Raw genomic sequence first — 12,698 nt, 5'->3', positions numbered from 1 at the left:
CTTTTCCGCGGCAACGACATATGGGTAATGCATGAGTCACTCTTCATCCGGAGTTCCCACGCTTGGCGACATCGACACCCAACCCTTCGTCGCCTGGGTTCGTGCTGCGGCGCCGTACATCCACGCCTTCCGCGGGAAAACCTTCGTGGTCGGTTTCGGTGGCGAGGTGGTTGCAGGTGAAATGGCTCAGAAGCTTGCCTACGATTGCAATCTGTTGGCTGCATTGGGGATTCGTCTTGTGCTGGTACACGGCGCCCGTCCCCAGATTGACGCCGAGATGCAGCGACGAGGACTTGTGTCGCGGTTTCACAATGGCTTGCGGGTCACCGATGTGGCGGCGCTCGAATGCGTGAAATCGGCCATGGCGGTGACACGGCTCGAAATCGAGGCTCTTCTTTCGCAAGGTTTGCCCAACACGCCGATGGCCGGTAGCTACATGCGCGTGACCGGGGGCAATTTCATTACCGCGAGACCGGTCGGTGTCGTCGATGGTGTCGACCTGCAATTTACCGGTGCGGTGCGCAAGATCATCGCTGACGAGATTGCCGCGGATCTGGATCAACAGAATGTCGTACTGATTTCGCCTCTCGGGGTCTCTCCTGCGGGAGAGATCTTCAACCTGCCGCTGGAGGAGGTTGCGGAGGCCGTTGCGATCGCCCTGAAGGCCGAGAAGCTGCTTTATCTCTGTGATGCCCCGGGTCTGCTCGACGACGACGGTCGCTTGATAGATTCCATCACGGCGGACGAGGCGGAGCAGATGTTGCGAGAAGGGCGAGGGCTGACCGAAGACCTCGATCTTTACCTCCCCTGCGCGATTCGTGCGGTACGCCGGGGTGTCGCACGGGTGCATCTCATCGATCGCGACAAGGATGGTGGTCTGTTGCTCGAGTTCTTTACCCATCAGGGCGTCGGTACGCTGGTGTCGCGCGACCCCTTGTTCCGGCTTCGCGAGGCCACCCACGAGGATGTGGCGGCGCTGGTATCGCTCATCAGCCCGCTGGAGGCGGACGGTACCCTGGTTCGTCGTGGCAGGGAGCTGCTGGAGCGGGAGATCGAGCGCTTTACGCTGGTCGAGCACGACGGCGTGCTGGTCGGCTGTGCCGCGCTGTATCCCTTTAGCGAGGAGAAGGCGGCAGAGCTCGCCTGTCTGGCTGTGCAGCCCGAGTTCCGGCGCTCGGGACTGGGCGAATTGTTGCTCAAGCGCATCGAGAAACGCGCCCGAGCGGCGGAGCTGGAGCGCCTGTTCGTGCTCACGACGCGCACTGCCCACTGGTTTCGGGAGCGGGATTTTGAAGAAACCGGACCAGATCAGTTGCCTGCGCTCAAGCGTGAGCTCTACAACCTTCAGCGCCGCTCCAAGGTATTGGTGAAAAGCCTGTGAGTTGATCGATCGTGTCAGTTCCGTTCAAGTCGCCTTCGACCCGGCCGAGCGGGTCTGCGCTGAAGATCCTGGCTGCTGCCGTGGCCGGTGGCGTGCTCATGTGGGGACTGGATCGGGGGGGGATCTTCTGGCTGCCGGGCGTGAGCGCCGGTGCGGGACTGGTATGGCTTCTTGCCCGCTCTTTCAAGACCGGTACGGCGGTGGAAGATTCGTTTGGCGGGGTGTCGATGCGGCAGATCGCCGAAAGTAGTTTCGGGATCGAGGCGCTGCTCGATGCAAGAGGAAAGCTCTGCTGGATCAGCCCCTCGGTCGAGCGGATCACGGGCTACAGCGCGTCAGAGTGTCTGGCTGCAGTGGATCCGATCGAGCTGTTGGTCCACGATTCTGATCGTGAGTTCGGTAAGGCCGAACGCATCAAGGCGCTTACCGGAGCAAACGGCTGCCTCGAGATTCGTTTAGGGCATCGGGAGCGCGGTGTCGTCTGGGTCGCGTGCAACTGGCACGCAATTCGTGACGACGAGGGCAGCCTGTTGGCGGTCAGGCTTTCGGCCGACGATATTCAGTCGCGCCGGGAAACCGAGCTCAAGCAACTCGAAGCTCTCGCCGACGCGCGGCGTGCAAGGGCACTCAGTGAGCATTACCTGGTTCGCTCGAAGGACGAGAGGCAGCGTCTTGCCGCGCTGCTGAACACCATTCGCCTGGGAATCGTCCTTTTCGACACAGACCGTCGGGTCCAGTACTTCAACCAGAGCTTTCTCTCGATGTGGGGATTTCCTGACGCCGAGAATCTGTTCGGTATCCGCGATACGGCACTGTTCGATCGTTGCGAGGCTTTGCTCGCGGATGTTCCGGCCTACCGGCAACACGTGTCGGAACTGTTGGCCGGGCCAGTGGAAGATACGCACTTTGAATTCGTGCTCAAGGATGGCCGGGTCATCACCGAGAGTTCTGCGCTGATCATGAGGGAGGGCCGTGACGAAGAGATCGGGCGCGTCTGGATCATGGAGGACGTCACCGAGGTCCGGACGAGTGCAAACCTGCTGATGAGTTTGGCCGAGCGGGATTCGCTTACGGGGCTGTATAACCGGCGTCGCTTCGACGAGGATATCGCGCGGGCGCTTGACGAAGCGGCACGGCGCAAACGGCAGGTAGGTCTGCTCGTTTTTGACCTCGACGGTTTCAAGCCGATCAACGATACCTACGGGCACCAGGCGGGTGATCATGTCCTCGTGACGCTGTCTGAGCGGGTTGGGCGCGTTGTTCGTCGTCACGAGATGTTCTTCCGTTTCGGTGGAGACGAGTTTGCAATACTGGTTCCCGACAGCGAACCCCCCTCGCTGGAAGAGCTCGCCCGCAGGGTGGTCGCGGTTGTCGCCGAGACCCGGTTCGAACTGGGAGGGCAGTCGATTGCGGTAACAGTGAGCGTTGGGCTCGCATGCTACCCACAGGATGCGGACCATGTGGCCGGACTCATGGCCGCCGCCGACGAGGCGATGTACCGTGCAAAGGGTGCCGGGCGAAATCGCTGGCTCGGTCAGGAACGTGCGGAATAACCAGGCCCGCTGTGCGGCAGCCCCACCTCGGCGCCGGTCCCATGTGGCCTTTTCGGCTAGAATCGGTGCGTTTGGATGACTTGGAAGAGAAAAGGAGTGGCAATGTCCCGCATGGTGAATTGCATCAAACTCGGCCGCGAGGCAGAGGGTCTCGATTTCCCACCGGTGCCGGGCGATCTCGGCAAGCGGATCTACGAAAATGTCTCCAAGGAGGCATGGCAGCAGTGGATCAAGCATCAGACGATGCTCATCAACGAAAACCGGCTCAACCTCATGGATATCCGTGCGCGCAAGTATCTTGCGGAGCAGATGGAAAAACACTTCTTTGAAGGTGGTGGAGACCAGATTGGAGGCTATGTGCCGCCGTCCGCCTGAAGCGATGCTGGCCAGGCGGGCTTGAAATGAAAGAGGGGGCGTTGAATCAACGCCCCCTCTTTCATTTCAAGCCGCCGCTTCAGCGGGCGACTTCGCGTTCGATCTCCTCAAGCCCGATATGCCGTACGTCGCGTCCCTTCACCATATACACGACGTATTCCGACATGTTCTTGGCGTGATCCCCGATTCGCTCAATGGCTTTTGCAATGAACAGAACCTCGAGGCCGCGGGAAATGGTGCGAGGATCTTCCATCATGAACGTGATCAGCTGGCGCATGATGCTCTTGAACTCGGTATCCACTTCCTTGTCCTGACGGACCACCTGAGCGGCGGCTGCAAGGTCGAGCCGCGCAAAGGCATCGAGAGATTTGCGAAGCATTTCCACGGCGAGGTTCGCAGCGTGGCGCATCTCGATGCGCGGTACGAACTGCGATTCGGCGCTATGCAGCGATTTTGCCATTTTGGCGATTTTCTTCGCCTCGTCGCCGATTCGTTCGAGATCGGTGATTGTCTTGATCACCGTCATGATCATGCGCAGGTCGACCGCGGCCGGTTGGCGTTTCGCAATGATCTGGGAGCAGGTTTCGTCCAGATCGACTTCAATCTGGTTGATCCGCTGATCATTGTCGATCACCTGATCGATCAGTACCAGATCGCCGCTCACGAGCCCCTCGACCGCCTTGACGATCTGCAGCTCGACCATGCCGCCCATCTGCAGCACACGCGTGCGGATGTTCTCAAGTTCCGCGTCAAATTGCTTCGAGGTATGTTCGTTCATCGCCGTCTCAGTAAACTTTGGGGCCAAGTTGGCCAAATCGGCAGCCTAGCACCGCCACGTGACGATTTTGTTACTGTGTTGCGCGGCTGTGACGCTCGACACCTCTCGTGGTGGCCAGGAGCAGGATATCAGCGCCACGGCGAGCGAACAGACCGTTTGTCACGACGCCGACGATCTGATTGAGACTGGTTTCGAGGCCAACCGGGTCGGTGATGGACAGCCCATGAACATCCAGGATCATATTGCCGTTGTCGGTTACGAAGCCCGTGCGGAGCACCGGTTTGCCGCCCAGTCGTGTGAGCTCCCGCGCAACCTGGGCCCGTGCCATCGGGATGACCTCGATCGGCAATGGAAAGCGTCCCATGGTCTTCACCAGTTTGCTCTCGTCACAGATGCAGATGAATCGTCCCGCCACTGCGGCGACGATCTTCTCCCGCGTCAGCGCGCCGCCTCCGCCCTTGATCATCGCGAGTGATGAATCGATCTCGTCTGCGCCGTCCACATAGACCGGCATTGCATTTACGTCATTGAGATCGAAGAGTCGGATGCCATGCCGGGCAAGCCGTTCGGCACTTGCCTCGGAGCTGGCTACCGCGCCGGCAATTCTGTCTTTCATCCGGGCCAGGCCATCGATGAAATGGTTGGCGGTCGAGCCCGTCCCAACGCCGACGATACTGCCTTCCTCTACATAGTCGAGAGCAGCTTGCGCTGCAGCCTGCTTGAGTTCGTCCTGTGTCATTTCGTTCGCCCATTCAATGGCCGGCATTCTATCTGAAGCGGCCGGTATGCAAATTAGCGTGACCATTTGCCCCGCAGGCTTGCGGTGCAGCGTCATGGCACCAATAATCGAAACTCTTCAATGAATCAACAGGGCTTCGAAATGGGACTTCTCGATGGATTGGCCGGGCAGGTGCTCGGGAGCATGTTGGGCGGCGGTCAGCAGCAGGCGGGGGGTAATCAGCTGATCGAAATCGTCCTCAATCTGATCAAGAACCAGCCGGGTGGGCTCGGCGGCCTGCTGCAGCAGTTTCAGAATGCGGGCCTGGGCGGTGCTGCGGCATCCTGGGTTGGTTCGGGTCCGAACGAGCCGGTCAGCGGGCAGGATATGAGCTCGGCACTGGGCGACGATTTCATCGGAAACATTTCGAACCAGCTGGGCGTCCAGAAGGAAGAGGCTGCGGGCAGTCTTGCGGCCATTCTGCCGCAACTGATCGATCAGCTCACACCGCAGGGTAACGTGCCTGATAGGGACGCCATGTCGGGCAGTCTGATCGATCTGGCCGGAAAACTGCTGCGCGGCTGAGTCCGTGCGATCGACAGGTGGGGCATAAGCCCCGGGGGTTCCCCCGGGGCTTTTCGTTTGAAGTGCATGCTTCAAGTCGCGCTGTGTTTAAATTGTTGCATCTGCACATAAGCGGACCCCTTCATTTCCGAGATTTACTTCCGTCATGGCCCGTATTCACGTCACCCTTCCCGAAAATCTGCCTTTCTCGACCGACATTGCCCTGTACCTCAGCCACATGAATTATGGCAATCACCTCGACAATGCCATGTTGCTGACCGTGGTATCCGAGGCTCGGGTGCGCTACCTCAAGTCCATGGGGTATTCCGAACTCGATGTCGAAGGAAAGGGAATCATCGTCACCGATGCTGCCGTGCAGTACAAATCCGAGGGGCACTACGGCGAAACGATGCGGGTTCAGATGGGTGTCGCCGAGCCTGGAAAATACGGCTGTGACTTCTACTGGCGTATGGCCGAGGCGGGCAGCGGGCGTGAGGTGGCCCGTGGCAAGACCGGGATCGTGTTCTTCGATTATTCGATCCGCAAGGTGGCTCAGATGCCCGACGGGTTCAGGTCCCGATTCGAATAGCACCGATGGGTGTCCCCATCGCCGCATCATGCTCCTGAGGAAAAACGGCGGCCCGCAGGCCGCCGTTCGTTCTGCGCCCCAGCGAAGCGCTTACTTCTTGCGCATCGGCGGCAGGTCGGTACAGCTGCCGTGGGCCACTTCGGCGGCCATGCCGACGGTCTCGCCGAGGGTCGGGTGTGGGTGAATGGTCTTGCCGATATCCACTGCGTCCGCGCCCATCTCGATGGCCAGGCACACCTCACCGATCATGTCACCGGCTGAGGGGCCGACGATGGTACCGCCGATCACCCGGTGCGTCTCGGCATCGAAGATCAGCTTGGTGAAGCCGTAGTCGGCGCCGTTGGCGATCGCCCGACCCGAGGCTGCCCACGGGAACTTGGCGGTCTCGACCTTCTTGCCTTCGGCCTTGGCCTGGGCTTCGGTGTAGCCCACCCAGGCGACTTCAGGATGGGTATAGGCCACGCCCGGGATCACCGTCGCGTCGAAGGCCGACTTCTGGCCTGCCGCCACCTCCGCCGCCACGTGCGCCTCATGCACCGCCTTGTGGGCGAGCATCGGCTGACCGACGATGTCGCCGATCGCGAAGATGTGCGGCACGTTGGTGCGCATCTGTGCATCGACCGGGATGAAGCCGCGCTCGCCGACGATCACGCCGGCCTTGTCGGCACCGATCTTGTTGCCGTTCGGGGCACGCCCGGCCGACTGCAGGATCATGTCGTAGCGCTGCGGCCCTTGCGGTGCCTTGTCGCCCTCGAAGGTGACGTAGAGCCCGTCCTCCTTCGCCTCGACCGCCACTGTTTTGGTCCTGAGCATGATGTTGTCGAAGCGCGACGCGTTCTGCTTCTCCCACACCTTGACCGCGTCGCGGTCCGGACCCTGCATCAGGCCGTCCATCATCTCGACCACGTCGATGCGTGCGCCCAGCGACGAATACACCGTGGCCATTTCCAGACCGATGATGCCACCGCCGATGACCAGCATTTTTTGCGGTACGAAGCGCAGCTCGAGCGCCCCGGTCGAATCGACGATGCGCGGATCCTTGGGGATGAAGGGCAGGTGCACCGCGGCCGAGCCGGCGGCGATGATGCACTGCTTGAAGCGGATCACCTTCTTGTCGCCGGTCTTGTCCTGGCCGTCGCCAGTGGTGCCCTCGACCTCGATGTGATTCGGGTCGAGGAAGTGGCCGTAGCCGCGCACGATCTCGACCTTGCGGGCCTTGGCCATACCGGACAGACCGCCGGTGAGCTTGCCGATCACGCCATCCTTGTGCTTGCGCAGCGCATCCACATCGACCGCCGGCTTGGCGAAGCTCACGCCGGTGGCGCCCATGTGCTCGGCCTCGTCCATCACCTGGGCCACGTGCAGCAAGGCCTTGGAGGGGATGCAGCCGACGTTCAGGCAGACGCCGCCGAGGGTGGGGTAACGCTCGACGATGACGGTCTTGAGGCCGAGGTCGGCGGCGCGGAATGCGGCCGAGTAGCCGCCCGGGCCGGCGCCGAGCACCAGCATGTCGCACTCGATGTCGGCCGAGCCGCCATGGCTTGCCGCGGTGGGCGCCGCGACTGCAGGCGCGCTCGGGGCAGCGGCCGCCGGAGCGGCAGCGGCTGCGGCGCCGGCTGCCTCGACCTTGAGCAGCACCGACCCTTCGGCCACCTTGTCGCCGATCGAGACCAGCACTTCCTTGACTACGCCTGCAGCCGATGAAGGCACGTCCATGGTGGCCTTGTCGGACTCGAGCGTGCAGATCGCGTCGTCGACCTTGATGGTGTCACCCGCTTTCACGAACAGCTCGATCACCGGCACCGAATCGAAGTCCCCGATGTCGGGGACCTTGACTTCGACTACGCCGCCACCGCCAGCAGCCGCGGGCGCCGCAGCCGGCGCTGGGGCCGGAGCGGGTGCCGCCGCGCTCGGGGCTGACGCTGCTGCCGCGGCCCCGGCTGTCTCGACGACGATCAGCACGCTGCCTTCCGCAACCTTGTCGCCCAGCGCAACCTTGATTTCCTTGACCACGCCGGCTGCGGAAGACGGCACGTCCATGGTGGCCTTGTCCGACTCCAGCGTACAGATCGCGTCATCGACGGCGATGGTGTCTCCGACCTTGACGAACAGCTCGATCACCGGCACCGAATCGAAATCCCCGATGTCCGGGACTTTGACTTCAACTTGACTCATGTCGCGGCCTCCTTAGAGCATGACCCGACGGAAGTCGGCCAGCAGTTGAGCGAGGTAGACGTTGAAGCGGGTCGCGAGTGCACCGTCGATCACGCGGTGGTCGGCGGTCAGCGACATCGGCAGGGTCAGGCGCGGCACGAACTGCTTGCCGTCCCATACCGGCTTCATCGCCGACTTGTTGACCCCGAGGATCGCCACTTCAGGCGCATTGACGATTGGCGCGAAGTAGGTGCCACCGATACCGCCGAGCGAGCTGATGGTGAAGCAGGCACCGGACATGTCGGCCGGCTTGAGCTTGCCATCACGGGCCAGCTTGGCCAGCGAACCGGTCTCGGCCGCGATGTCGAACACGCTCTTCTTGTCCGCGTCCTTCACCACCGGGACGACGAGGCCGTTGGGCGTGTCGGCGGCGAAGGCGATGTTGAAGTATTTCTTGTAGACCAGATTGTCGCCGTCCAGCGAGGTGTTGAACTCGGGGAATTCCTGCAGGGCCCGCACCGAAGCCTTGATGATGAAGGCGAGCATGGTGAGCTTCTTGCCGGACTTCTCGTTCTCCTTGTTCATGAGAACGCGGAAGGCCTCGAGGTCGGTGATGTCGGCGTCTTCGTGATAGGTCACCGCCGGAATCATTGCCCAGTTGCGCGAAAGGTTCTGGCCGGAGATCTTCTTGATGCGCGACAAAGGCTTGGATTCGATTTCGCCGAACTTGGAGAAATCGACTTTCGGCCACGGCAGCAGATCCAGCCCGCCACCGAGACTGCCGACCGCCGCGGCGGCAGGGGTCTTGCCCGGAACGACGCCGGACTGCATTGCACCCTTGACGAAGGCGGTGACGTCTTCCTTGAGAATGCGGTTTTTCGGACCGCTGGCCTTGACCTGCGCGAGATCCACTCCGAGTTCTCGGCCATAGGCACGGACCGAAGGGCTGGCGTGAACCTTGCCACCCAGCGTCACTGCCGACGGAGCCGCTGCTGCTGCAGGGGTAGGCGCCGGTGCCGCCTTGGCAGGGGCCGCGGCCGCCGTGGCGGGGGGCGCTGCAGCCGGAGCAGGGGCCGCAGCCGGTGCGGGGGCTGGCGCGGCGGCGCCGGCTGCCTCGACCTTAAGCAGCACCGACCCTTCGGCCACCTTGTCGCCGATCGAAACCAGCACTTCCTTGACTACGCCGGCAGCCGATGAAGGCACGTCCATGGTGGCCTTGTCGGATTCGAGCGTGCAGATCGCGTCATCGACCTTGATGGTGTCGCCGACCTTGACGAACAGCTCGATCACCGGGACTTCGTCGAAGTCGCCGATGTCCGGCACTTTCACTTCGACCGTACCGCCCGCTGCAGCAGGCGCCGCGGCCGGAGCCTGGGCTGCCGGAGCCGCGGGAGCTGGCGCTGCTGCTGCCGGTGCAGGCGCGGCTGCCGCGGCACCCGCTGCCTCGACCTTGATCAGCAGGCTGCCTTCGGCGACCTTGTCGCCGAGCGAGACCAGCACTTCCTTGACCACGCCGGCGGCCGATGAAGGCACGTCCATGGTGGCCTTGTCGGACTCGAGCGTGCAGATCGCGTCATCGACCTTGATGGTGTCGCCGACCTTGACGAACAGCTCGATCACCGGGACTTCGTCGAAATCGCCGATGTCCGGTACCTTAACTTCAATGAGTTGGCTCATTTTTGCAGTCTCCTCGGCGCTCAGACGGACATCGGGTTGGGCTTGCTCGGGTCAAGGTTGTACTTGACCAGCGCCGCGGCAACCTTGTCGCGCTCGATTGTTCCCTCGTCGGCCAGCGCCTTGAGGGCGGCCAGCGTGACCCAGTGGCGATCCACCTCGAAGAAATGGCGCAGCTTTTCGCGGGTGTCGGAGCGGCCGAAACCGTCGGTTCCGAGCGTGACGTAGCTGTTCTTCACGAAGGGGCGGATCTGCTCGGCGAAGAGCTTGACGTAGTCCGTGGCAGCGATGACCGGACCTTGCGCGTCCGCCAGCTTCTGTTCGACATGGGATTTCTTCGGCGCTTCGAGCGGATGCATCATGTTCCAGCGCGCTGCGTCCTGACCGTCGCGGGCCAGTTCGTTGAAGCTCGGGCAGCCCCACAGGTCGGCCTCGACACCCCAGTCGTTCTTGAGCAGTTCGGCCGCGGCGATGACCTCGTTGAAGATCGTGCCCGAGCCGAGCAGCTGGACGCGCGGACCTTTTCCGGCTGCGCCTTTCCTGAAGGCGTACATTCCCTTGATGATGTCGGCTTCGGCACCGGCAGGCATCTCCGGGTGCTCGTAGTTCTCGTTCATCACGGTGATGTAGTAGTACACGTCTTCCTGGTCGGCAAACATGCGGCGCATGCCGTCCTGGACCACCACTGCGACTTCGTACTGGAAGGTCGGGTCGTAGCTGATGCAGTTGGGAATCATGTTGGCGAGGATCAGGCTGTGACCGTCCTCGTGCTGCAGGCCTTCGCCGTTGAGCGTGGTGCGGCCGGCGGTACCGCCGATGAGGAAGCCGCGGGTACGCTGATCGGCAGCCGCCCAGCAAAGGTCCATGGTGCGCTGCAGGCCGAACATCGAATAGAAGATGTAGAAGGGCACCATCTGCACGCCGTGCACCGAATAGGCGGTGCCGGCGGCGATCCAGTCGGCCATTGCGCCGGCTTCATTGATGCCTTCCTGCAGCACCTGGCCGGTCTGGCTTTCCTTGTAGAACATGAGCTGGTCATGATCTTCGGGCACGTACTTCTGGCCTTCCTGGTTCCAGATGCCGTACTGGCGGAACATGCCCTCCATGCCGAAGGTGCGGGACTCGTCCGGCACGATCGGGACGATGTTCTTGCCGATCTGCTTGTCCTTGAGCAGGGTGTTCATGACCCGCACCATGGCCATCGTGGTGGACAGCTCGCGGCCTTCGCCGGATGCCTTCAGCAGTGCGGCAAAGGTGTCGAGGGCGGGCACGGCCAGGGGCTCGGCGGTGCGACGACGGCTCGGCAGGAAGCCACCGAGGGCCATGCGACGCTCGCGCATGTATTTGTATTCCGCGGAGTCTTCCGGGAACTTGAGGTAGGGCAGCTCGGCGAGCTGGTCGTCGGGTACCGGCAGACCGAAGCGGTCGCGGAAGCGGCGGATCGAGTCGAGATCGAGCTTCTTCTGCTGGTGCGAGATGTTCATCGCCTCGCCGGACTGGCCCATGCCGAATCCCTTGATGGTCTTGGCGAGGATCAGGGTCGGCTGGCCCTTGTGATTCACCGCGGCGTTGTAGGCGGAGAAGATCTTGAAGATATCGTGGCCGCCGCGGTTGAGGTTCCATACCTGGTCGTCGGTCCAGTCCGCAACCAGCGCCTTCAGTTCGGGCGTGTTGAAGAAATGCTCGCGAACATAGGCGCCGTCCTTGGCCTTGAAGGTCTGGTACTCGCCGTCGCACAGTTCCATCATGCGCGTCTTGAGGATGCCTTTCTTGTCACGCTCGAACAGCGTGTCCCACTGGGTGCCCCAGATCAGCTTGATGACGTTCCAGCCCGCGCCGCGGAATTCCGCTTCGAGTTCCTGGATGATCTTGCCGTTGCCGCGCACCGGGCCGTCGAGGCGCTGCAGGTTGCAGTTGATGACGAAAATCAGGTTGTCCAGCTTCTCGCGACCGGCCATGCCGATTGCGCCGAGCGATTCGACCTCGTCGGTCTCGCCGTCGCCGAGGAAGGCCCATACCTTGCGCTGCTCGGCCTTCTTGGCGTCGATCAAGCCGCGGCTGGCCAGGTATTTCATGAAGCGCGCCGAATAGATCGCGCACAGGGGCCCCAGGCCCATCGAGACGGTCGGGAACTGCCAGAAATCCGGCATCAGCCACGGGTGCGGGTAGGACGAAATACCCTTGCCGTCGGTTTCCAGACGGAAGTTGTTCATCTGCTCGTCGGTCAGCCGGCCGAGCATGTAGGCGCGGGAATAGACGCCTGGGACGGAGTGGCCCTGGAAGTAGATGAGATCGCCGCCGGTTTCGTGATCGATGCTTTTCCAGAAATGCGAAAAGCCTACGTCATAGAGGGCAGCGGAAGAGGCAAAGGAGGCAATGTGGCCGCCGACGTTGGTGTGCTTGTTGACCTTTACCACCATCGCCATGGCGTTCCAGCGAATGTAGGAATGGAGCTTGATCTCCATGTCCGCATCGCCCGGATAGTCCGGCTGCTGGTGCGCAGGGATGGTGTTGATGTATTGCGTGGTGGCCGAATAGGGGATGTTGATCCCTTCTTCACGCCCTTCCTCGATCAGCTTTTCGATCAGGAAGTGGGCGCGTTCGGGGCCCTCGTTGGCGATGACCCCCTCGAGGGCTTCGGTCCATTCCTTTGTCTCCTGCGCGTCCGTGTCGGCCTGCAGGAGCATGTTCTGAGGTGTTGCCATGCTCTCTCTCCTTGTTGTGATGCGGCGCTTGCTGTGCGGCCCGGGTCGGGCCGTTTTCTCGAATCAGGACTTCGTGTGAGTCAATGATAGACGGCGCAGCGGCGTTTTACAATACAAAAATACATTTCATAATACGAAATGTGCGTTTTCGCTCCTCGTTCAGGCGCATCGCGTGAGGGATCGGCTTGCAGGAATTCATGGCCCGAA

General features: G+C 61.9%; 10 protein-coding genes. 5 read left to right on the top strand and 5 right to left on the bottom strand.

From position 1 onward, the window contains the following. Nucleotides 1-31: 31 nt before the first annotated feature. The 3 genes from argA to GQB03_RS16555 all read left to right on the top strand — a co-directional run bounded on the left by argA (nucleotide 32) and on the right by GQB03_RS16555 (nucleotide 3,309). Nucleotides 32-1,381 carry an amino-acid N-acetyltransferase gene (argA, locus tag GQB03_RS16565; protein ID WP_159691771.1) on the top strand — a complete coding sequence of 450 codons (1,350 nt, stop codon included), beginning with the start codon at nucleotides 32-34 and terminating at the stop codon, nucleotides 1,379-1,381. 11 nt (nucleotides 1,382-1,392) lie between these two features. Next, complete coding sequence (locus GQB03_RS16560; RefSeq protein WP_159691769.1) at nucleotides 1,393-2,934, top strand: sensor domain-containing diguanylate cyclase; 1,542 nt, start codon at nucleotides 1,393-1,395, stop codon at nucleotides 2,932-2,934. A gap of 102 nt (nucleotides 2,935-3,036) precedes the next feature. Next, nucleotides 3,037-3,309 (top strand): oxidative damage protection protein, encoded by a 273-nt coding sequence (locus GQB03_RS16555; RefSeq protein ID WP_159691767.1) that lies wholly within the window; start codon nucleotides 3,037-3,039, stop codon nucleotides 3,307-3,309. A 79-nt stretch (nucleotides 3,310-3,388) separates the two neighbouring features. Here the strand turns inward: GQB03_RS16555 and phoU are convergent, their stop codons facing one another. Further along, on the bottom strand, nucleotides 3,389-4,087 hold the full coding sequence (phoU, locus tag GQB03_RS16550; RefSeq protein WP_159691765.1) for a phosphate signaling complex protein PhoU: 699 nt from the start codon (nucleotides 4,085-4,087) through the stop codon (nucleotides 3,389-3,391). Nucleotides 4,088-4,157: 70 nt separating this feature from the next. Then, a complete protein-coding gene (gene rpiA, locus GQB03_RS16545) occupies nucleotides 4,158-4,826 on the bottom strand; it encodes a ribose-5-phosphate isomerase RpiA (protein WP_159691813.1) in 669 nt (222 codons plus the stop codon). An 84-nt stretch (nucleotides 4,827-4,910) separates the two neighbouring features. On the opposite strand from rpiA, the gene GQB03_RS16540 reads away from it, so the two are divergent. Continuing rightward, nucleotides 4,911-5,390, top strand: a complete 480-nt coding sequence (locus GQB03_RS16540) for a YidB family protein (RefSeq protein WP_235027102.1) — start codon at nucleotides 4,911-4,913, stop codon at nucleotides 5,388-5,390. A 145-nt stretch (nucleotides 5,391-5,535) separates the two neighbouring features. Then, nucleotides 5,536-5,958: an acyl-CoA thioesterase gene (locus GQB03_RS16535; RefSeq protein WP_159691763.1), complete on the top strand. Its 423-nt coding sequence runs from the start codon at nucleotides 5,536-5,538 to the stop codon at nucleotides 5,956-5,958. 90 nt (nucleotides 5,959-6,048) lie between these two features. On the opposite strand, the gene lpdA is transcribed toward GQB03_RS16535, so the two are convergent. Genes lpdA through aceE form a run of 3 tightly spaced genes read right to left on the bottom strand, consistent with a single transcriptional unit; the run spans nucleotide 6,049 to nucleotide 12,491 of the window. Beyond that, entirely contained in the window at nucleotides 6,049-8,133 is a 2,085-nt protein-coding gene (lpdA, locus tag GQB03_RS16530; protein ID WP_159691761.1) for a dihydrolipoyl dehydrogenase, read from the bottom strand. A gap of 12 nt (nucleotides 8,134-8,145) precedes the next feature. Next, nucleotides 8,146-9,789, bottom strand: coding sequence for a dihydrolipoyllysine-residue acetyltransferase (gene aceF, locus GQB03_RS16525; RefSeq protein ID WP_159691759.1), 1,644 nt, complete (start codon nucleotides 9,787-9,789; stop codon nucleotides 8,146-8,148). A gap of 20 nt (nucleotides 9,790-9,809) precedes the next feature. After that, nucleotides 9,810-12,491, bottom strand: a complete 2,682-nt coding sequence (aceE, locus tag GQB03_RS16520) for a pyruvate dehydrogenase (acetyl-transferring), homodimeric type (RefSeq protein WP_235027101.1) — start codon at nucleotides 12,489-12,491, stop codon at nucleotides 9,810-9,812. Nucleotides 12,492-12,698: the final 207 nt, after the last annotated feature.

The sequence above is a fragment of the Cognatazoarcus halotolerans genome (assembly GCF_009800965.1).
Classification (GTDB): Bacteria; Pseudomonadota; Gammaproteobacteria; order Burkholderiales; family Rhodocyclaceae; genus Cognatazoarcus; species Cognatazoarcus halotolerans.
The sequence above is the reverse complement of the archived record's forward strand: the minus strand, read 5'-3'. Positions and strand labels throughout refer to the sequence as shown.